The organism is Herbiconiux sp. L3-i23 (assembly GCF_023734115.1).
Classification (GTDB): domain Bacteria; phylum Actinomycetota; class Actinomycetes; order Actinomycetales; family Microbacteriaceae; genus Naasia.
Window position 1 is genome coordinate 1,354,253 of the sequence record NZ_AP025737.1, and the last position, 20,313, is coordinate 1,374,565.

Annotated in this window: 22 protein-coding genes; 11 read left to right on the forward strand and 11 right to left on the reverse strand. The window is 68.9% G+C overall.

Annotation, left to right across the window (positions count from 1 at the left end; all coding sequences use genetic code 11):
* Window positions 1–515 precede the first annotated feature (515 nt).
* The gene (locus tag NGH83_RS06380; RefSeq protein WP_251858223.1) at window positions 516–1,466 is read left to right on the forward strand and encodes a cation diffusion facilitator family transporter; all 951 of its coding nucleotides are present in this window, start codon (window positions 516–518) and stop codon (window positions 1,464–1,466) included.
* 124 nt (window positions 1,467–1,590) lie between these two features.
* Here NGH83_RS06380 and NGH83_RS06385 read toward each other — a convergent pair whose 3' ends face one another.
* From NGH83_RS06385 to NGH83_RS06405, 5 genes are read right to left on the reverse strand one after another with little or no spacing between them, the layout of a single operon-like run.
* Window positions 1,591–2,283: a histidine phosphatase family protein gene (locus tag NGH83_RS06385; protein WP_251858224.1), complete on the reverse strand. Its 693-nt coding sequence runs from the start codon at window positions 2,281–2,283 to the stop codon at window positions 1,591–1,593.
* 10 nt (window positions 2,284–2,293) lie between these two features.
* Window positions 2,294–2,563 (reverse strand): HPr family phosphocarrier protein, encoded by a 270-nt coding sequence (locus NGH83_RS06390; RefSeq protein WP_251858225.1) that lies wholly within the window; start codon window positions 2,561–2,563, stop codon window positions 2,294–2,296.
* A gap of 60 nt (window positions 2,564–2,623) precedes the next feature.
* Entirely contained in the window at window positions 2,624–3,454 is an 831-nt protein-coding gene (locus tag NGH83_RS06395) for a PRD domain-containing protein (RefSeq protein WP_251858226.1), read from the reverse strand.
* A 56-nt stretch (window positions 3,455–3,510) separates the two neighbouring features.
* The gene (locus NGH83_RS06400; protein WP_251858227.1) at window positions 3,511–4,962 is read right to left on the reverse strand and encodes a glycoside hydrolase family 1 protein; all 1,452 of its coding nucleotides are present in this window, start codon (window positions 4,960–4,962) and stop codon (window positions 3,511–3,513) included.
* The gene (locus NGH83_RS06405; RefSeq protein WP_251858228.1) at window positions 4,949–6,910 is read right to left on the reverse strand and encodes a beta-glucoside-specific PTS transporter subunit IIABC; all 1,962 of its coding nucleotides are present in this window, start codon (window positions 6,908–6,910) and stop codon (window positions 4,949–4,951) included. The genes NGH83_RS06400 and NGH83_RS06405 overlap by 14 nt, the downstream gene beginning before the upstream one ends.
* A 239-nt stretch (window positions 6,911–7,149) precedes the next feature.
* Here NGH83_RS06405 and NGH83_RS06410 point away from each other — a divergent pair, with 239 nt between their 5' ends.
* The 4 genes from NGH83_RS06410 (at window position 7,150) to NGH83_RS06425 (ending at window position 9,580) form a co-directional block, all read left to right on the forward strand.
* A complete protein-coding gene (locus NGH83_RS06410) occupies window positions 7,150–7,689 on the forward strand; it encodes a putative glycolipid-binding domain-containing protein (RefSeq protein WP_251858229.1) in 540 nt (179 codons plus the stop codon).
* A 340-nt stretch (window positions 7,690–8,029) separates the two neighbouring features.
* Window positions 8,030–8,395, forward strand: a complete 366-nt coding sequence (locus tag NGH83_RS06415; protein WP_251858230.1) for a DUF3054 family protein — start codon at window positions 8,030–8,032, stop codon at window positions 8,393–8,395.
* Window positions 8,396–8,447: 52 nt separating this feature from the next.
* Complete coding sequence (locus NGH83_RS06420) at window positions 8,448–8,849, forward strand: DUF2256 and DUF3253 domain-containing protein (protein ID WP_251858231.1); 402 nt, start codon at window positions 8,448–8,450, stop codon at window positions 8,847–8,849.
* Between the two features lie 32 nt (window positions 8,850–8,881).
* The gene (locus NGH83_RS06425) at window positions 8,882–9,580 is read left to right on the forward strand and encodes an HAD family phosphatase (RefSeq protein WP_251858232.1); all 699 of its coding nucleotides are present in this window, start codon (window positions 8,882–8,884) and stop codon (window positions 9,578–9,580) included.
* A 9-nt stretch (window positions 9,581–9,589) separates the two neighbouring features.
* Here the strand turns inward: NGH83_RS06425 and NGH83_RS06430 are convergent, their stop codons facing one another.
* Together NGH83_RS06430 and NGH83_RS06435 are read right to left on the reverse strand one after the other, a co-directional pair.
* On the reverse strand, window positions 9,590–10,462 hold the full coding sequence (locus NGH83_RS06430; protein ID WP_251858233.1) for a 3,4-dioxygenase subunit beta: 873 nt from the start codon (window positions 10,460–10,462) through the stop codon (window positions 9,590–9,592).
* A gap of 145 nt (window positions 10,463–10,607) precedes the next feature.
* Window positions 10,608–11,438 carry a VOC family protein gene (locus NGH83_RS06435; RefSeq protein ID WP_251858234.1) on the reverse strand — a complete coding sequence of 277 codons (831 nt, stop codon included), beginning with the start codon at window positions 11,436–11,438 and terminating at the stop codon, window positions 10,608–10,610.
* A gap of 435 nt (window positions 11,439–11,873) precedes the next feature.
* On the opposite strand from NGH83_RS06435, the gene NGH83_RS06440 reads away from it, so the two are divergent.
* Window positions 11,874–12,593, forward strand: coding sequence for a gamma-glutamyl-gamma-aminobutyrate hydrolase family protein (locus tag NGH83_RS06440; RefSeq protein WP_251858235.1), 720 nt, complete (start codon window positions 11,874–11,876; stop codon window positions 12,591–12,593).
* Window positions 12,594–12,639: 46 nt separating this feature from the next.
* Here the strand turns inward: NGH83_RS06440 and NGH83_RS06445 are convergent, their stop codons facing one another.
* Window positions 12,640–13,485, reverse strand: coding sequence for an SDR family oxidoreductase (locus tag NGH83_RS06445; protein WP_251858236.1), 846 nt, complete (start codon window positions 13,483–13,485; stop codon window positions 12,640–12,642).
* 162 nt (window positions 13,486–13,647) lie between these two features.
* Between NGH83_RS06445 and NGH83_RS06450 the strand changes: the two genes are divergently transcribed.
* Window positions 13,648–14,112: a DIP1984 family protein gene (locus tag NGH83_RS06450; protein ID WP_251858237.1), complete on the forward strand. Its 465-nt coding sequence runs from the start codon at window positions 13,648–13,650 to the stop codon at window positions 14,110–14,112.
* A gap of 257 nt (window positions 14,113–14,369) precedes the next feature.
* Here the strand turns inward: NGH83_RS06450 and NGH83_RS06455 are convergent, their stop codons facing one another.
* From NGH83_RS06455 to mftR, 3 genes are all read right to left on the reverse strand, one after another.
* Window positions 14,370–14,843 (reverse strand): heme-degrading domain-containing protein, encoded by a 474-nt coding sequence (locus NGH83_RS06455; RefSeq protein WP_251858238.1) that lies wholly within the window; start codon window positions 14,841–14,843, stop codon window positions 14,370–14,372.
* Window positions 14,844–14,938: 95 nt separating this feature from the next.
* Window positions 14,939–16,465, reverse strand: coding sequence for a mycofactocin system GMC family oxidoreductase MftG (mftG, locus tag NGH83_RS06460; RefSeq protein ID WP_251858239.1), 1,527 nt, complete (start codon window positions 16,463–16,465; stop codon window positions 14,939–14,941).
* The gene (mftR, locus tag NGH83_RS06465) at window positions 16,465–17,076 is read right to left on the reverse strand and encodes a mycofactocin system transcriptional regulator (protein WP_251858240.1); all 612 of its coding nucleotides are present in this window, start codon (window positions 17,074–17,076) and stop codon (window positions 16,465–16,467) included. The genes mftG and mftR overlap by 1 nt, the downstream gene beginning before the upstream one ends.
* Window positions 17,077–17,171: 95 nt before the next feature.
* On the opposite strand from mftR, the gene NGH83_RS15270 reads away from it, so the two are divergent.
* From NGH83_RS15270 to NGH83_RS06480, 4 genes are all read left to right on the forward strand, one after another.
* Window positions 17,172–17,306, forward strand: coding sequence for a hypothetical protein (locus NGH83_RS15270; protein WP_256470125.1), 135 nt, complete (start codon window positions 17,172–17,174; stop codon window positions 17,304–17,306).
* A gap of 366 nt (window positions 17,307–17,672) precedes the next feature.
* Window positions 17,673–18,479, forward strand: a complete 807-nt coding sequence (locus NGH83_RS06470; protein ID WP_251858241.1) for a mycofactocin-coupled SDR family oxidoreductase — start codon at window positions 17,673–17,675, stop codon at window positions 18,477–18,479.
* A 147-nt stretch (window positions 18,480–18,626) separates the two neighbouring features.
* A complete protein-coding gene (locus NGH83_RS06475) occupies window positions 18,627–19,445 on the forward strand; it encodes a mycofactocin-coupled SDR family oxidoreductase (RefSeq protein WP_251858242.1) in 819 nt (272 codons plus the stop codon).
* Between the two features lie 23 nt (window positions 19,446–19,468).
* Window positions 19,469–20,308, forward strand: a complete 840-nt coding sequence (locus NGH83_RS06480; RefSeq protein WP_251858243.1) for a mycofactocin-coupled SDR family oxidoreductase — start codon at window positions 19,469–19,471, stop codon at window positions 20,306–20,308.
* Window positions 20,309–20,313: the final 5 nt, after the last annotated feature.

A 20,313-nucleotide genomic window follows, 5' to 3' on the forward strand; every position in this document is an offset into this window, starting at 1 on the left:
CCGAGTTCGGCGCCCTGTTGCGGTCCCGCGCTTCGCGACGGCCGTGGACGGCCTCCTCAGCGAGCAGGGTGTTCTGGTCATTGAGGAGGGCCGCCAGGCCCGTCGCGAAATGACATGAGTCGTTGGTGCGCCGAGTTCGGCGCCCTGTTGCGGTCCCGCGCTTCGCGACGGCCGTGGACGGCCTCCTCAGCGAGCAGGGTGTTCTGGTCATTGAGGAGGGCCGCCAGGCCCGTCGCGAAATGACATGAGTCGTTGGTGCGCCGAGTTCGGCGCCCCGTTGCGGTCCCGCGCTTCGCGACGGCCGCGGGCGGCCTCCTCAGCGAGCAGGGTGTTCTGGTCATTGAGGAGGGCCGCCAGGCCCGTCGCGAAATGACATGAGTCGTTGGTGCGCAGAGTTCGGCGCCCTGTTGCGGTCCCGCGCTTCGCGACGGCCGCGGGCGGCCTCCTCAGCGACCAGGGTGCGGGACCAGGGTGCGCGGGCGGGGTCCTCAGCGAGCAGGTGACAGGATCTTCCCGTGGATGACGCAGCAACCGAGAAGCAGGGGAGCGGATCGACTCTCACGGTCGTCATCGCTCTCGCCGCCAATGCGCTCATCGCTATCGCGAAGACGTTCGCCGCCGTAATCACCGGGGCGGCCTCGATGTTCGCTGAGGCGGCGCACTCGTGGGCCGATGCCGGCAATGAGATCTTCCTGCTGATGGCCGACCGCCGCTCGCGCCGGCCCGCCGACGAACGGCACCCGCTCGGCCACGGTCGCGACGCGTACGTATGGAGCCTGTTCGCCGCGTTCGGACTCTTCGCCGTCGGAGCCGCAGTGTCGGTGTTCCACGGCGTCCAGGAGCTCTTCGAATCCGAGGAGGCCGGCAACTACCTCGTCTCGTACATCGTGCTGGCCCTCGCGTTCATCCTCGAGGGCATCTCGTTCCGGCGCGCAGTCGTGCAGGCCCGCGGAACGGCACGCGAGAACGAACGCGACCTGTTCGACGAGATCCTGTCGACCTCCGACCCCACGGTGCGTGCGGTGTTCTTCGAGGACGCGGCCGCGCTCATCGGCGTGCTCATCGCGTTCACCGGCATCCTGCTGCACCAGATCACCGGGTCGCCGATCCCCGACGCGATCGGATCGATCCTCGTCGGCCTGCTCCTGGGCGCGGTCGCGGTGGTACTGATCCAGCGCAATCGTCGCTTCATCGTCGGCGAGGTGGTCGACGAGCGGGTGCGGCGAGCGGCGCTCGGACGGCTCGGCGAGCACCCCGAGATCGCGTCGGTGTCGTACCTGCACATCGAGTACGTCGGCCCGGCGAGAGTGTTCCTGGTCGCCGCGGTCGACCTGGTCGGAGACGAGACCGAGCACACCGTGGCCGCGCGCCTCAACGCCATCGAGGAAGAGTTGCAAACGAGCGAGCGCGTCGTGCGCGCGGTGCTGACGCTCTCGGCACCCGGAGCGGCGGCGCTCGTCGCCTGAGCGTGAAGCCAGCCCAGCTCGCCCTCCCCGCACGGCGGTCCGAGGGACGGCAGATCCCGGAGTGTGTCGCATCGCGACAGCCGTGAACGGCCTCCTCAGCGACCAGGTTCGCAGGTCGCGCGGCTCAGCGGGCCGCGGCCGCCGGCTCCGGTAGCGAGCAGGAGGCGTCGACCTCGCCGACCGTGCCGGCACCGTCGGCCCACTCGACTGTGACGACTCCGCAGTTCGGGAAGCCGGGCAGCATCCGATGCGCCGGCACGAGGTGGCGCAGGATGCTCTGCATCACGCTGCCGTGCGTCACGACCAGCACATCCCCGCCGCTTTCGACCGCGCGCAGCACGGTCGCGAGCCCGCTCTCGATCCGCTCGCGCACCTGCACTCCCGTCTCGGCGCGCCCCATCGGGTCGGCCGCGGCGATGGCGTCGAGCAGGGAATCGAAGCCGTTCTCGGTCATCGCCGGCCAGGTGCCGGGAACATCGGCGTAGTCCGCGCCGAGACCCGAGAACACCGGATCCCACAGCGAGTCGTTGGGTTGCCCCTCGAAGCCGCCGAAGTTCCACTCCCGCAACTCGACGAGCGGCACCGGCTCGATGGACGGATGATGCCGCAGGGCCGCCGCCATCGTGGTGCGGGTGCGGGTGAGGTCGCTCATGAAGGCGGCCGTCAGTGGAACGTCGCGCATCCGTTCGCCGAGCGCTGCGACCTGCCGCTCACCGTGTTCGGTGAGCGGCGAGTCGCACCAGCCCTGCAGCTGGCGGCGGATGTTGAAGAGGGTCTCGGCGTGCCGGACGAGATGCAGTCGCGCAGCGGTGCTCACGCAGCAGTGCTCACGCGGCGTCGAGGTCGGACTCGAGCAGCGCGTGCAGCTCGTCGGCCACTCGATCGGCGTCGGCGCCGTCGACGTCGAGCACGACGGTGTCGCCGTGCTTCGCGGCGAGCCCCATGATGCCGAGGATGCTCTTGGCATCGACCGTCTTCTCGTTCACCGTGATCTTCACGTCGTGTCCGGTCGCCGCGGCGGCGGCCTTCGAGAAGATGGCGGCGGGACGGGCGTGCAGTCCGACGCTCGACGCGATCGTCGCGGTGCGCTGTGCCATAGGGGTAGTGCCTTTCGTGGTGGATCGGGTGGGGCGGGTGCGGCGGTTCTGCCGCATCCGTCATTCGGGGGAGTTGCGGGCGATGTGGAGCGCCAGGTAGGCGACCTCTTCGTTGGGCAGCGCCACCTCGTACTCCTTCTGAACGAAGCTGCGCACCCGCTCGGCCGAGTCGACGGCCTTCGGGTAGCGCTCGCTCAGAGTGGTGAAGAGGAAGTCGTCGTCGCTCGTCGAGAGCTTCCCGTCGAAGAAGCGCTCGGCGAAGTACTGCAGGTGCGCCACGAAGCGCGAGGTGTGCAGGTCGTCGCGGCTGAGCTGCGCGGCGCCGGTGTGCGACACGATCTGGGCGATGCGGCTGATCAGCTGCACCACCTGCATCGAGTCGACCCCGGCTTTGCCGACGGCCGCGTTGACGAGGTGGAAGGCGATGTTCGCCGCCTCCTCGTCGGGCAGTTCGACGCCGAGCCGCTCACGCAGGGTGTCGACGGCGCGCATCCCCACCGCGTACTGCGCGGGATAGACCGTCTTCACCTCCCACACGAGCCGGTTCACGATCTTCATGCCGCGACGCTGCCGCTCGACGGCGAAGTTCAGGTGGTCGGTGAGAGTCAGGTATACGTGCGGGTCGAGTTCGAGCCCGTTCGCCGTCGCGTCGGCGACGATCGAGCGGGTGATGTCGACGAACTCGGCGGGGATCTGCGCGAGCAGCTCTACCAGGTTCCGCTGGTCGGCGTCGGGCAGCGACACGAAGACCTGGTCGACCGCGTCGGCTTGGACAGGGGCACCGGGCTTCTGCCCGAAGCCGATGCCCTTGCCCAGCACGACGCGCTCGACGCCGCGCTCGTCCTCGACGAGCACGACGCTCGAGTTGAGCACCTTCTTGATGGTCTGCATGTCAGTCTCCGTCGACGTCCGCAGCGACCCCGCCTCAGCGGGGAGGGTCGCCGACGTCACGCCAGGTCGGATCCGTTCGTCGCGATGACCTTCTGGTACCAGAAGAACGAGTCCTTGCGTCGACGTTCAAGACTGCCATGCCCGAGGTCGTCCATATCGACGTGGATGAACCCGTAGCGCTTGCTGATCTGCGACGTCGAGGCGCTGATCAGGTCGATCGGCGCCCAGCTGACGTAGCCCATCAGGTCGACGCCCTCCTCGACGGCGGCGATCATCTGCTCGAAGTGCGCGCGGAAGTAGTCGATGCGGTACGGGTCGTGGATGGTGCCGTCGTCGTTCAGCTCGTCGCGCATGCCGAGACCGTTCTCCACGATGAAGAGCGGCTTGCCGTAGCGGTCGTAGAGGTCGATGAGCGAGATGCGCAGGCCGACCGGGTCGATCTGCCACCCCCACTCACTCGACTCGAGGAACGGGTTCTTCACCCCGAGCACCGTGTTGCCGGGGGTGCGCTCGGCGTCGGGGCGCACCGACTCGGTCATCGACATGTAGTAGCTGAACGAGATGAAGTCGACGGGGTGCTCGCGGAGCACCTCGACGTCGTCCTCCTCGAACGGGATGGTGACGCCCTTCCGCTCCAGCGCCTTGAGAGCGAGCACCGGATAGGCGCCGCCCGCCTGCACGTCGGTGCAGAGGTAGAGCAGCCGCTCCTTCGCCTGCGTCGCCGCGACGTCGTCGGGGTGGCAGGTGTTGGGGTAGGTGGTCAGCATGGTGAGCATGCAGCCCATCTGCGCCTCGGGCCACAGCTCCTTCAGCGTCTTCGTGACGCGGGCGGAGGCGACGAACTGGTGGTGCAGCGCCGAGTAGCAGGCCTGCTCGAGGCTGCCCTCGACGGTCTCCTCGATGATCGCGCCCGAGGTGAACGGGTGGCGGATGATGCCGTCGATCTCGTTGAAGCTGAGCCACAGCTTCACGATGTGCCCGAAGCGTTCGAAGCAGGTGCGCGAGAACCGCTCGAACAGCTCGATGGTGCGCCGCTCCACCCACCCGTTGTGCTTCAGGGCGAGGGCGAGCGGCGGGTCGTAGTGCGACAGTGTCACGAGCGGTTCGATCCCGACGCGCTGCATCTCCTCGAACAGGGCGAGGTAGTAGGCGACGCCCTCCTCGTTCGGCTCGAGCTCCTCGCCGGTCGGGTAGAGCCGGGTCCAGGCGATTGACACGCGAAGGGTGGTGAAGCCCATCTCGGCGAAGAGCGCGAGGTCTTCGGGGTAGCGGTGGTAGAAGTCGATGCCGCGGCGCTTGGGGTAGTAGACGGTGTCGTCGTCCGCCATCGCCTTCGTGATGCTCTCGACGGTGTGGATGTGGTGCGCCGCGTATTCGCGCGGGTCCATCTTCGGCTTGTAGGTCGCGACGTCGGACACGGCGGGGCCGCGGCCGCCTTCACGCCAGGCGCCTTCGACCTGGTTGGCGGCGAGTGCCCCGCCCCAGCGGAAGTTCTCAGGCAGCGCCATGGGTGAGCTCCTTCTCGTTCGCGGCGGCGCTGTTCGCGGCGGCGCTCACGAGCGCGTCGCCGGCGGTCACGGATCCGGTGGCGTGCACGGTTACGGGGTGGTCGGCCGAGTTGACGACGACGACGGGGGTGACCGTGTCGAAGCCGGCGGCGGTGATGGCGGCGAGATCGGCGGTGACGAGCAGTTGCCCGGCCTCGACGCGGTCGCCCTGAGCGACGTGGGCGGTGAACGGCGCACCGTTCAGCTGCACGGTGTCGAGACCGACGTGCACGAGCACCTCGACGCCGTCATCGCCGCGGATGCCGATGGCGTGCTTCGAGTCCTGCAGCGTGGTGACGACGCCCGAGATCGGCGCGCGCACCGCGCCGTCGGTGGGGCGGATCGCGACCCCGTCGCCGAGGATCCCGGCCGAGAAGACGGCGTCGTCGACCGCACTGAGTGCGACGACCTCACCGGTCAGCGGGCTGACGACGCGGGAGTGGACGGGTCCGGTCGCGGCGTCGCCGGGCGCGGGGGAGAGATCCTGCTCCTTCTCGACGCCCGACTCCTTGTTCAGCGCACGGATGGTGCCCGAGTCGGAGTCGCGCCAGAGCAGCGCCGAGACGACGAACGAGACGACGACGGCGATGACGAGGCCGATCGCGGCGTTCACGATGTTCATCGGGTTAAGCGCATCAACGAACATCGAGAAGCTCGCAAGCCCCGGGCTGACGACGGCGAACGCGGCGACCTGCGTGAGTCCGAGGTAGGTACCGGCCGACAGGCTTCCGACGATCACGGCGGCCAGGGTGCGGCGGTTCTGCAGGGTCACACCGTAGAGCGCGGGCTCGGTGATGCCGAACAGCGCCGAGATGCCGCCGGACAGCGCGGTCGCGCGGAGCGTGGTGTTCTTGGTGCGCACGGCGACGGCGAGGTTCGCGCCCGCCTCGCTGAGGTTGTGGGCGAGCGAGGCGACCAGGTAGAAGGGGTCGCGGCCGGTCGCGCCGACGGTGGCGATGGTCGGGGGAATGAACGCCTTGTGCATGCCGACCGAGATGATGAGCGGCAGGATGGCGGCCATCAGGGCGACGGCGACCCAGCCGAGTCCGCTGTACAGGCCGAGCATGGCGCTCGTCAGCAGCGAGCCGAGGAAGTAGCCGAGCGGGCCGAGCAGGAAGATCATGATCGGCGCGACGATGATGAAGCACATTAGCGGCACGAAGAAGGTGCGGATGGGGCTCCACGTGATCTTCATGAAGAAGCGCTCGACACCCCAGAGGGCGAGCACGGCGAGGATCGCGGGGAACACCTGCGCGTTGTAGTTGACGTTCGGCACGGTGAGGCCGAACAGCTGCACGCCGCCCTCCTGCGCGAGCAGGGCGGTGAATGCGGGGAAGACGAGCACGCCGACGAGGCCGAGGGCGACCGGACGGTTGACGTCGAGCTTCTTCGCGCTCGTGTAGGCGACGAGCAGCGGCAGGAAGCCGAACACCGCGTCGGGGATCGCGGACAGCAGGCGGTAGTCGTCGCTGTCGGTCGCGAGCCAGCCGACGGCCGACGCGAGTACGAGCAGCGACTTGAAGATGCCGGCACCCGCGATGGCGGGGATGATCGGCGTGAAGACGCTGACGACGAAGTCCATGATCGCCGAGCCGGTGCGCTTCCAGGAGAACCCGCGCTTCGGGGCCGCAGCGCCGCCGCCGGCCTGGGCGGGGCCGGAGCCGCCGCTGGTGCGCTCCTTCTCGACCGCGCGGTACACGTCGGCGACGGCGGTGCCGACGATGACCTGGGTCTGCGCGCCGGTCACGACGCCGATGACGCCCGGGATCGCCTTGAGGGCGTCGGCGTCGACCTTGGTCTCGTCGTTCAGCGCGAACCGCAGACGGGTCGAGCAGTGGTGGAGGTTCGAGATGTTGGCGGCTCCGCCGACGTTCTCGAGGATCGCTTTCGCGTTCTCCTGCGTGGTCATGGTTCTCCTTGGTGCGGGCGGACATACACGCTCCGATGCGCTCCCGGCGATGCAGTTTCGGGCAATAAAAAAGGACCCGACCGCAAGCGCTTACGCACTCATCGTTCGGATCCTGCCTGCATGACCAGTCACATGTCCGCGGACAGGTTAGACACATGGTCTTGGCGTGCGCAAATCGACACGGGTGCCCGCGGGGGCGTGAAGCTGGGTGCGTTCGAAGGTCGCGGGAGGACTCTGACGTGGTGACGGAGTACCACTGGACCGGTACCGATCCGGCGTCGACCGAACGGCTGAGACTCACGAACGGCGGGTCGCTTCTCGCGCGCTCGGAAGTGGATCGGTCGGGCACCCGGTACCGCTACGAGGTGCGGCTCGACTCCGACTGGACGTTTCGATCGTTGCGGATCGCGATGATCGGCGGTTGCGCGGTGACGCTCGAACACTCGGCGGAGTGCGGGTGGGTGGTGGACGGGACGGTCCGCGATGATCTCGACGGTGCGGTCGACATCGACCTGGTGGTGAGCCCATTCACGAACACGCTGCCGTTGCGGCGGCTCGGGCTCGAGGTGGGGGCGTCGGCGGAGGTGGTGGTCGCGTGGGTCGACGACGACCTGAACGTCCTGCCCGACCCGCAGCGGTACACGCGTCTCGGCGCCGACCGGGTGCTGTTCGAGTCGCTGGACTCCGGGTTCTCGCGCGAACTGCTGGTCGATCCGGATGCGTTCGTCGTCGACTACCCGGGCCTCTTCCACCGCACCGGCTACCGCCCCGTCCGTTGAGCGAAGCGATACGAAGGGGTGCGGCGGCTGCGCTCTCGATACGCTCGTTCCTCGCGGGGGACTCGGTGCGCTTCGCTTACTCGACGACCGAAATCCCGGTCGTCGAGGAGCGACGAAGGAGCGTATCGAGTCCCTGGCGCAAGCGTGCGCCATGGGCCCAGGGTCGAGTAAGCGAAGCGCATCGAGACCATGGGCGCAGGTGGGACTGTCGCCTCCGTATCGCTTCGCTCAACGAGCGGGCTGTTTCCGGTCGTCGAGTAGCGACGAAGGAGCGTATCGAGACGGGTCGAGTAAGCGAAGCGCATCGAGACCATCGCGCCGAGCGCGCTAGCGTCGTCAGGTGCGCATCGACCGTCCCGCCCTCGTCGCCTGGGCGGTCGACGCCGCCCTCGTCGCCGCGTTCGTGCTCCTCGGGCGGCGCAGTCACGGCGAGGACCTCGCCGGATTCGCGACCACCTTCCTGCCCTTCTTCGCCGCGCTGCAGGTCGGCTGGCTCCTCCGCTCCGGACTCGCAGCCACGAGCGTCGCCTCCGGCCTGATCGTGTGGCTCACCACCACCATCCTCGGCCTCCTGCTGCGCCTTGCCACCGGCGACAGCGCCGAGCTGCCGTTCGTGATCGTCACCGTCCTCGTGCTTGGCGTGCTCCTGCTCGGCTGGCGCGCAGCCTGGACCGGAATCCGCCGGCTGTCGCGGTCGCGGGCGTGATCGCGGGCACGCTGAGGCAACGGCCAGGGTCGGCGACGAAGATCGAGGTCCTATGTCGCACCGCCGAACCGCCGTTCCCGCCGCCCGGAAAGAGAAGACCTGCGCGGTCTGCGGGCGCCGCATCGAGTGGCGCAAGAAGTGGGAGCGCTCCTTCGACGAGGTCAAGTACTGCAGCGACTCCTGCCGCCGGTCGAAGCTGACCGAGGCGGACGAACGCTACGAGCGGCGCATCCTCGAGCTGCTGTCGACGCGCGCCGAGTCGGCCACGATCTGCCCCTCGGAGGTGGCCCGGTCGGAGTCGGCCGACGAGTGGCGCGACCTGATGGAGCCGGTGCGCCGCGCCGCCCGCCGACTCGTCGCCCAGGGCGAGGTCGAGATCACGCAGCGCGGCTCGGTGGTCGACCCGTCGACCGCGAAGGGGCCGATCCGCATCCGTCGCGCGCGCCGACCGTGACGGCTCCGGATGCCGGTTAGGGTTGACCGGCCATGGTGAGACCGGTCGGCGCAGTCGCGTTCTTCGACATCGACAACACGCTGCTTCGCGGAGCATCGCTGTTCCACCTGGCGCGCGGGATGCACCGCGGAGGTCTCGTCTCCAACCGCGACATCGCCCGTTTCGCCTGGAAGGCCCGCCATTTCGCCAGCCGCGGCGAGAACCTGTCGCACCTCGACGAGATCCGCGCCCGCGCGCTGCAGCTCGCCGCGGGCATCTCCGTGGTGCGGATCGACGCGATCGCCCGCGATATCTACGAGAACTACACCGAGTCGGCGCTGTGGCCGAAGAGCGTCGCCCTCGCTCGGCAGCACATCGCCGACGGTCACGAGGTGTGGCTGCTGTCCGCGACCCCGCAGGTGCTCGCCGGCCTCATCGCCGAACGGCTCGGTCTCACCGGAGCGGTCGGCACCCGGCTCATCGAGGCGGACGGGCACTACACGGGTGAGATCGACGGCTCGGTGATGCACGGCGCCGCGAAGGCAGTCGTTGCCGCGCAGCTCGCCGAGCGCGCCGGCGTTGCCCCCGCCGACTGCTTCGCCTACAGCGACTCGCACAACGACCTCCCGCTGCTCGGCTTCGCCGGTCACCCGACCGCCGTCAACCCCGACCGTGCTCTGCGCGCGCACGCGGTCGCCGCGGGATGGCCGCTCCTCGAGCACCGAGGCCGCCGCAAGACGCTCGGCCGCTGACCGATCCGGCTACACCCCGACGGTGAGCGCCGCCGTGTACCCGGCGGCGACGGATCCGGACATGGTCGCGATCTGGTGGATGCCGCCGTCGTCGCCGAAGACGTTGTCGGATCCGAGGGACACCTGCGCGACGTTGCGGACGCTCTGCTCATACCCGCTCGTCGCGTACACTGCGGTGCACGCTTCGACCGGCAGCGCGATCTGCGACGTCTTCACGATGGGTCCCGACGCGACGGCGGTCGCGACGTCGGAGTACACCTCGAAGTGGATGTGCGGCCAGCGTCCCGAGTAGCAGGCGGGGAAGATCGACGTGAAGGTGACGGTGCCGTTCGCGTCGACCTCCTGCACCCCGCGCAGGTAGTTCTCGTTCGCGAGGCCGTTGCTGTAGAGCGAGTAGTTCCCGGCGCGGTCGCAGTGCCACAGGTACACCGCCGCGCCGGTGAGGGCGGCTCCGGTTGCGGCGTCGCGCACCCCCAGCTGAATGGTCAACGGAACGCCCTCGGCGACGGTCGTTGATGATCCGAAGCTCGACCGGATGTCGCTGCGCACGATGCCGGAGTCGTCGAGCACGTTGACGCCGTTCGACCCGTCGGCGGGATACGGGCCGCCGGTCTCGTCGGGCACCTCGGTCAGCGGGGAGGTGGCCGACGTCGCCGTCGGTGACGGGGTCGACGTGCTCGACGGCGTGGAGGCGGTCGTCCTCGTGGTGCCGGTGAGGGGAGCGCACGCCGCGAGCAGCGCTGTCGCAGAGATCCCGCCGAACAGACCGAGCACGCGCCGCCGGTCGACCAGGGTCTGCACGTCGTAGACGAGGCCGCGATCCTCCTCGTCGATCTCCTCGCCGTGCGGGTCCCGCCACTCGCGGGTGCTTCTCTTCGCCATGACTCGTCCTCTCGATCGGTCGTGGTCCAGTCAGTCAGCCGTCGCTATGCGCGCCCGATGCGATGGCGATGCGGCGCCGGTGGAGACGCGATGGGTTGTCAATGCCGCCTGACTCGCTTCGCGGGGCGGGCGGGGAGTTGGTGGCTCAGGCGCGGACGAACTGGCTGGCGGTGAAGACGGCGCCGGCGGGGTCGCGGATGAGTGCTTCGTGGGTCCAGTCGGTCTCCCGAGTGGACACGACGGTGGCACCGAGTTCCGTCGCCGACGCGATCGCCGCCTCGCGGTCCTCGACCGAGAACTGCACCCGCCAGCGCGCAGGCTCCCCATCGATGCTCGGACCGATGCCCGCGACAACATCGGCGAACCCCTCGGGTGCGCCGACCTGTCGCTCGAAGATGTCGGGGTCGACGGTGTCGGTGAGGTGCTGCCCGTAGCCCGGCTGCGCGACCATCAGATCGCCGAGCGCCGAGTCGGAACCGATCGACGTCCAGCCGAACACCGCGGAGTAGAACTGCAAGGCGGCCCGCGGGTCGGGGGTGTCGAGGATGCTGAAGTTCCACGCACCGGGAATGTTGGTGACCTGCACGCCGAGCCGGTTCTTCGCCTGCCAGAGCCGGAATTCGGCCCCCGCGGGGTCGGCGCAGACGGCGAGCCGGCCGGCGGGACCGATGTCTTGGGCCGGAACGAGCACGCTGCCGCCCGCCGCTTCGACCTTCTTCTCGTAGGTCTCGACGTCGTCGACGGCGATATAGGTGTTCCACTGCGAGTCGGCCTCGGTCGGCCCGCTGATCGCCGCGGCGTCCGCGCCGTCGAGGGTCGCGACCAGGTACTGCGGCTCTACGCCCGGAGGAGTTGCGACGGTGAACTCCCAGCCGAGCACCGCGCTGTAGAAGGTGGTGGCGGCGCGGGTGTCGACGCGTTCGAGGTCGATCCAACTGGGGACGCCGGTCGGGTAGGTGTGCGGGGGAGTGGTCATCGTCGTGCCGTCCTTTCCGTTACGGCGCCAGGGTAGAACCGGGAAGCGGACACACCCCCGTCTCGGAGCCACCTCCCAGTTGCGCGAGCAGCCCCGGTCGCCGAGTAAGCGGAGCGCATCGAGACCGCAGTGCCGAACTCCGGGGCTGCGCTCTCGGTGCGCTCGTTCCTCGCTTACTCGAGCCGTCTCGATACGGGCTTCGCCCTACTCGACGACCGGTGTGGGAGTCGTGTCCTTCGTATCGCTGCGCTCAACCGGCGGGATGAACCCGGTCGTCGAGTAGCGACGGAGGAGCGTATCGAGACGGGTCGAGTAAGCGAAGCGCATCGAGACCGGAGTGCCGAGATCACCGCACCGCCGTAGCGCGGCGTCATATTCCAGGCGCCTCCGCGCCCCGCGGCATATCGTCGACACCTACGCCGCAGGAGAGGGGACATGATGACAGTACGTCGCGTCGCCGTCCTGCACGTCACCGAGTCGCGCGAGACGAACCCGCGGTACCAGCGGCTCGCCGACGAGCTCAACCTCTCGGCACTCGCCACCATCCGCTCGCTCGGGTGGCAGCCGCGGCTGCACGCCAGCGGCGACGCATCCGTCACGGCCACCCTCGAGGTCGTCCGCGCCAGCGACCTCGTCGTCATCGTCGGCGGCGAAGACGTGCACCCCGACTTCTACGGCGGCCCTCTCGACTACGTCGGCGGCGGAAACCACCGCGAGGCGGCCGACGAGGCGCAGCTCGCCGCGATCGCCGAAGCGGCCACCATCGGGGTACCCGTGCTCGGCATCTGCCGCGGGCACCAGATCGTCAACGTCGCGTTCGGCGGCGACCTCATCCAGCACCTCGACGACACCGACCACCACCGCGTCGACCGTCCCGGCGCCGGCTCCTTCACCCGCCACACCGTCGACCTCGCGGGCGGGCGGCTCCGTGGTGCCATCCGACCCGGCGAAGAGGTGCAGAGCTCGCACCACCAGGCGGTCGCCCGGCTCGGTCGCGGGCTCAGCGCCGCCGCATCGAGCGAGGACGGCATCGTCGAAGCCATCGCGCACGACGATCTCCCGATCCTCGGCGTGCAGTGGCACCCCGAGCACCACGGCGCCCCGACCGACCAGTTCGGCCGACTGCTCCGACACCTCGACGCCCACGCCGCCTGAGAGACGACGCGGGCGTCGGAAGCCCGTCGAACGCTCGACCTGACGGTCAGGCTCCGAGAATCGGTTTCCCGCCGGTGACGGGCAGCACCGCGCCGGAGATGTAGCTGCCCTCATCCGAGGCGAGCAGCACATAGGCGGGAGCAAGCTCGGCGGGCAGGCCCGCTCGACCGAGCGGGGTGTCGCCGCCGAAGTCCTCGACCTTCTCGGGAGGCATGGTCGCGGGGATGAGCGGCGTCCAGATCGGTCCCGGCGCGACCGCGTTGACGCGGATGCCCTTCTCGCCCCACAGCTGGGCGAGCGACGCGATCATGCTCGCGAGCCCGGCCTTCGTCATCGCGTAGGGCAGCAGGTCGGGGCTCGGCGAGTCGGACTGGATCGACGACGTGGCGATGACGGCCGACCCGGCCTTCAGGTGGGGCTCGGCGGCCTTCGACAGGTGGAAGAACGCGCTGAGGTTCGTCGCGACCGTGAAGTCCCACTCCTCGTCGGGGGTCTCCTGCAGGCTCGGCCGCGACATCTGGAAGGCGGCGTTGCTGACCAGGATGTCGAGTCCGCCGAGGTCTTCGACGGTCTTCTGCACGAGGTAGCGGCACTGGTCGGGGTCTGCGACGTCGCCGGGCAGCAGGATGGCGCGGCGGCCGGCCTGCTCCACCCAGTGCGCGGTGTCCTTCGCGTCCTCCTCCTCCGAGAGGTAGGAGATCGCGATGTCGGCGCCCTCGCGGGCGTAGGCGATGGCGACGGCTTTGCCGATGCCGCTGTCGCCGCCGGTGATGAGCGCCACCTTGCCCTCGAGCAGGCCGCGCCCCTGGTAGCTCTGCTCGCCGTGGTCGGCGGTGGGCGTCAGGTCGGCCTCGGTGCCGGGCACCGGCTGTTGCTGGGCGGGGATGTCCATCGGATGTTCTCCTTCGGCGTCGTGGTTCGCGCCGCGCCGCCGAGAGGCGGGCGGTGCTCGTCGTGTTTCCCATCCGACCGGGCCTAGCTGGGGGAACTCCGACCACCAGCTGAGTCGACGCCTTCTCAGCGCCGACAGGTCGGTGTGCGCCACACTGGGATCATGCGTCTAGCCGAAGCTCTGATGGAACGCGGTGACTTGCAGAAGCGCATCGAGCAGCTGCGCGCACGCATCGCGGCGAACGCCCGCTACCAGGAGGGCGAGGAGCCCGGTGAGGATGCGGCCGCACTGTTGCTCGAGGCGATCGCCGCGGTCGACGCCCTCGGGGTGCTGGTCGCGCGCATCAACGCCACCAACGCGATCACTCGCGGCGCGTCCGATCTGACCGTCACCGACCTGCTCGCCTCGCGGGACACACTGCGGATGCAGCACTCGCTGCTGACCTCCGCCGCCGATGCGGCGACCGGTGCGAGCGGGTTCCGTCAGCTGCGCAGCGAACTGCGCACCGTCTCAGCACTGCCCGCGGGCGAGCTGCGCCTCCGCGCCGACGAGGTCGCGAAGCGTCTGCGCGAGGTCGACAGCGAGATCCAACGCATCAACTGGGAGGCCGACCTGCTGGGCGAGTGACGACGGAACGCGATGCGGTGAGTCGGTAGGCGCACCGGGGCGAGTACGAACCCGACGGGTCGGCGGGATCTCCGACCCTCCTGTGGCGCTGAGGGCGGCGCCGTGGCTCACGCCGCGCACTTCGCAGCCCAGCACGCCGCACGAGTGACAGCGCACCTCGCACTGTTCATCACCACGTACTGACCGGATGCGCCGAGGGTGGGCTCGGGGACCTCCACCGCATGCTGAGGCGGCGTCACGGCGGCGCCGCGGCGCTCTCAGCGGGCGACGAACTCCATCGCCGCGGCGATGGCGACCTCGTGATCGATGACGTCCGGTTCGCCCGAGGTAGTGATGGTCGCGACCAGCTCGTCGTCGACGAAGATCGGCACGGCGCCGCCGTGCGCGGCGAAGTCGGCCTCGTCGAGGCCGCCGTCGGCGAGCGTGTGCCCCTCGGCCTCGAGGCGGCGGCGGACGAGCAGCGACGGCTCGCCCCGGCGCTTCGCCGTGTTCGACTTGCGGCGCAGCCAGTCGGCGGTGTCGCCCGAGACCCCGTTCAGCGCGGCCTTGTAGACGACGTGCTCGCCGATCACGATCTGCACCGCCATGACGAGCCCCCGGTCGCGGATCATCTCGGCGGCGATGGTGCCGAGGGCGTACGCGTCGTCCTGGTCGAACGAGCGCAGGCGCAGCAGCGCGAGCTGCGGCTCGAGGCTCTCGATCGTGAACACGGGCAGCGCATCGTCGGTCATCCCCCCATTCTCCCGGATCCGATATTGCGGGCACAGACGCACGTTCCGGCGGGCGCACGTGCCCGGAACGTGCGTTCTCGTGGAGCTCCTGGCGATTACCGCATCGCCCGAGCGATCACCTCGCCGACCAGCACCGCAGAGGCGGCAGGGCCGCGGCGCGGGGTGTCGGGCAGGATCGACGTGTCCGCCACCCGGAGTCCGGTGACCCCGTGCACCCGTCCGCTGCCGTCGACGACAGCCGCGGGGTCGCTTTCCGACCCCATCGGTGCGGTGGCGCTCGCATGCACCGAGGTACCGAGGCGCGCCCCGATCCACGAGTCGAGCCGGTCGTCGTCCGAGTCGAGCAGCGCCGGTTCGGCGTTCCGAACACCGACGTCCTGCATGGCGTCGCTCGCGAGCAGCCCCGCGGCAATCCGAACGGCGTCGCGCAGCCCCGCTCGATCGGCCTGCTCGCTCAGGTACTGGTAATCGATGATCGGCGGCCCGTTCGGATCTCGCGGGTCGAGCCGGAGTGTTCCGCGCGACCGCGACACCTGCAGGGACACCAATAACGGCAACGGCAACTCCGCGCCGTCGGAGTCGTCGCCTGCGAGAACGGCGAGAGGGGTCGACGATTGCAGGATCTCGGCTTCGCCCGCCTCGCCGCGATGCTCTGTGCGCAGATTCAGAGCGTGAGAGAGCCACCGCTCCGACACCTCGAGCGGCGCCGACCGAGCCGCCTCGACGATGACCTGCGGGTGATCGGCGAACGAGGTGCCGACCGGCGAATCAGCGACGACCTCGACCCCGGCTGAGGTCAGTGCGTCGGCGGGCCCGACTCCCGACCGAAAAAGCAGCGCGGCGCTGCCGAACGCGCCCGCGCACAGCACGACCTCTCCCGCCTCGATCAGCTCCACCCGACCGGCGCGAACGACCTCCACGCCGACCGCCCGGCCGTTCTCGATTCGGATGCGGTGGACGTTCTCGTCGCCGCGGACCTCCAGATTCGATCGGCCCATCGCGGGAAGCAGGTAGGCGGCTCCCGCATTCCAGCGCACGCCATCGGCCACGTTCATCGGCACCGGCCCCACACCGATAGGACCCTCGGCGTTCTTGTCGACCTCGTCGACGTGACCCATCGAACGGGCGGCATCGGCGAACGCCCGCGACCACGCATCATCCGCTCGGGGTCTGCTGACGGGGATCGGGCCGGCGTCGCCGTGCAGGGCGGACGCACCGTAGTCGAGGTCCCGTTCCATCCGCCGCAGCACCGGCAGGACGTTCGGGTATCGCCACGCGTCGCCTCCCGCCTCCGCCCACCGTTCGAGGTCGATGCGGCGCGGGCGGATGAAGTAGCCGCCGTTCACCGCCATGGAGCCTCCGAGCATCCGCCCGCGCAGCACCGTGTAGTCGCGATCGGACGTCAGCCGGACCGGGTACCGCCACACCTCCTCCGTGCGCGGATCGGCGCCGGGGACCCGCGCCGCATCGAGCAGCGCCGAGCCAAAACCGGCCACGTCGGTCGGCACCCGCCCCGCCTCGAGCACCAGGACACGTCGATCGGGGTTCTCGGACAGCCGCGCGGCGAGTGCCGACCCGGCCGCACCGGCGCCCACGACGATGACATCCCACCCGTCCCGCATCAGTCGCGCCTCAGCTGGTGTCGTTCGAACACGGCGAACGCCGCGTCAATCAGCGTCGCGAGATCCGCGTCGTCGTGCCGGAGCCACTGCTCGTAGGCCGAAAGCGAGAGCGAGAGTAGTGCCCAGCCGAGGGTCTGCGGCTCGAGGTCGTCGGCGGAGAGGCCGAGACGCTCGGCTGCGTACTCGGCGATCACCTGCCGCCACGAGGCGTAGCGGAGGGTCGAATGGGCGACGAGCGAGGGAACGTTCAGCAGCAGCGTCATTCGCTGGCGGTGGTACTCGATCTCCTCGTCGGGGAACGCGTTGAACTCGATGACCGCCGCGTGCAGGGCGTCGATCAGCGGCACCTCCGGCGGCACGGACGCGAGGTAGTCGCGCATCGAGTCGAGCAGGTCCTCGAACTCGCCCCACGGCAGGTCGTTCTTCGATGAGAAATAGCGGAAGAAGGTGCGTCGCCCGATTCCGGCCGCTGTGGCGATGTCGTCGACCGTCGTGGCATCGAAGCCGTTCTCGATGAACAGTGCGAGCCCGATGTGGCTCAGCTCGGTGACGGTGGTCGATCGTTGCCGCCCGGTCCGGGGGCGAGGAACCGACGGATCCGCCTCACTCATCGATCTGCCCCTTTCCTTCGGCACTGGGTGTCATTAGTCTCGAACGCAAGCAGAGAAATCGCCAACAGAGCCGATTCTCGTCGTGAGGAGCAACGATGCACATCGCCGAACCGACCGCCTCGAACCTGTCGTTCAGTGCCGACGAATCCGTCACCGTCGGCGAATTCGTCGGCCGAGCCGACGCCCATTTCGAGAAGGCTTCGATCGAGAGCCTGTGCAGCGTCTACTGAGCCGACGCTCGACCATTCTCGGGCCGATGCGCTTCCGACCCCGATCACCACACGCCGCAGGGTGCGACCAGACACCGCACGCCGGTCTCTCAGATCGCACCCGTCGCAGTGTTCCCGGTCGCGGCTTCGCCAGCCAGGGCACGAGACGAGATCCTCACCGTGGGAGTGACCAGCCCACCTTCACAAGGAAGCTGCCGCGTATGCAGCGCCGACCCCGCTCGAGGAGGTTACGGCTGCTGACACCGAGACACCCCGCGGGCCGCCCCATCGGGTGAGTGCGCGTGAACCAAGCGCGGGTTCCGACCGGAACCTGTGATCGACGGCCCCGAACCGGGGACCTGGATGAGAGAAAGAAGGTGCACGCACATGGGGCGTGTTGAAGGAAAAGTCGCGTTCGTCACCGGGGCAGCTCGTGGTCAAGGGCGTTCGCACGCGCTGCGACTGGCGCAGGAGGGCGCCGACATCATCGCGGTCGACATCGCGGAGCACATTCCGAACATCGCCTACCCGTCCCCGACCGAGGAGGACCTCGCTGAGACGGTGCGGCAGGTCGAAGCGCTCGACCGTCGCATTATCGCCACGAAGGCGGACGTCCGCGATCGGGGAGCGTTGAAGAAGGCGATCGACGACGGCGTGGCCGAGCTCGGACATCTCGACATCGTGGTCGCCAACGCCGGAATCTGCGTTGTCGCCGATTGGCAGAACACCACGGAAGACATCTGGGATCAGACCGTCGACACGAACCTCAAGGGTGTCTGGAACACGATCTCGCTCACCGCCCCGCACCTCATCGAAGCCGGCGGCGGATCGATGATCCTGACCAGCTCGGCCGCCGGGCTCAAGGGCCTGCCGTTCCTCAGCGCCTACGTTGCAGCGAAGCACGGTGTCGTCGGTCTCATGCGGGCCTACGCGACCGAATTGGCTCAGCACAACATCCGCGTCAACACCATCCACCCGACAGGCGTCGAGACGCCGATGGGTGAGATGGGCAACGCCTTCGGTCCGCTGCTCGAGAAGAACCCGGCCGTGGGCGGCATGCTCGCCAATCTGCTGCCGATCCAGAGCACCAAGCCGGTCGACCAGAGCAACGCGGTGCTGTTCCTCGCCTCCGACGAGGCCCGTTACATCACCTCGCTCGCCATGACGGTGGACGCCGGCAACACGCAGTACTGATTCATCGAGGGTGCGCCGCCGCACGCCGCGGCGCGCCCTCGATCAGTAGGCGCCCTAGCGGGCGCATCTGACGGAAGACGGCCCCGGCCACGCCTTCCGTCCCTTCTCGGCCGGGACGATGAAGATCCAGCTAAGGAAATGAACACAATGGGCAACACACTCGAAGGCAGAGTCGCCTTCATCACCGGTGCGGCGCGCGGTCAGGGCCGCAGCCACGCCATCCGGCTCGCGCAAGAGGGAGCCGACATCATCGCGATCGACATCAATGCGCAGATCGAGAGCGTCAAGTACCCGATGTCGACACCGGAGGACATGGAGGAGACGGTCCGGCAGGTCGAAGCGCTCGACCGGCGGATCGTCGCCCGCACCGCCGATGTGCGCGACCGGGCCGCACTGCAGGCGGTGTTCGACGAGGGCACCGCGGAGCTGGGTCCAGTCGACATCGTGCTCGGCAACGCCGGCATCGCGCCCATGTCGATGTCTCCCACCGAGCAAGAGTGGTTCGACGTCCTCGACGTCAATCTCACCGGCGTCTACAACACCGTCGAGGTCGCCAAGCCGTCGATGATCGAGGGAGGCCGGGGCGGGGCGATCGTGCTCACCAGCTCCACCGCCGGCATCGCGGGCATCGGCGGGAACTCGCCCGGCGGACTCGGCTACACGGCCGCCAAGCACGGGGTCGTCGGCTTGATGCGCGCCTATGCCAATCAGCTGGCCGAGTACAGCATCCGCGTCAACACGATCCACCCGACCGGGGTGAACACGCCGATGGTCATGAACGACGTCATCCAGGAGTTCCTGCAGAGCGACCCGTCCATGTCTCAGGCGATCCAGAACGCACTTCCCGTTCCGATGATCGAGGCGGTCGACCTATCGAACGCGATCCTCTTCCTCGTCTCGGACGCCGCCCGTTACATCACGGGCGTCACCCTGCCGGTCGACGCCGGCTTCCTCAACAAGAAGTGACGGAGAGGCAAGGAGAAGGACTGATGGCAGGACGAGTCGAAGGCAAAGTCGCCTTCATCACCGGCGCGGCACGCGGACAGGGACGCAGCCACGCGTTGCGACTCGCGCAGGAGGGCGCCGACATCATCGCGATCGACGCCTGCGAGAAGCAGCCGAACACGCCCTACGACGGGGCGACCGAGGAGGACCTGCAGGAGACGGTGCGGCAGGTCGAGGCGCTCGACCGTCGCATCGTGGCGACGAAAGCCGACGTGCGGGACTTCGCGCAGCTGAAGGGCGCCGTCGACGACGGGGTCGCCGAACTCGGCCGGCTCGACATCGTGTCGGCGAACGCGGGGATCAGCGGCATGCCGCACCTCTCGGAGGAGATCGAGGACTCCGAGTGGGTCGACATGCCGGAGGTCAACCTCAACGGAGTGTGGCGCACCTGCAAAGCGGCGATCCCTCACCTGAAGGCGAATGGGAAGAAGGGCGGGTCGATCATCCTCACCAGCTCGGACGCCGGCCTGTTCGCCTACCAGAACATTTCGCACTACGTGGCCGCAAAGCACGGCGTCGTCGGGCTCATGCGTACCTTGGCGCTCGAGCTCGGGCCGCACTTCATCCGCGTGAACAGCATCCACCCGACGACGGTCGACACTCCCATGGTGCAGAACGACGACATCTACAGGCTGTTCCGGCCCGACCTCGACTCGCCGACGAAGCAGGACTTCGCCGACGCGGCCACGCAGATGAACTCCCTCCCGATCCCGTGGGTCGAGGCAGTGGACATCAGCAACGCCCTGTTGTTCCTCGCCTCCGACGAGTCGCGCTACATCACCGGGGTGCCCCTCCCGGTCGATGCGGGCGCGGCGGTGAAGTAGGCGCA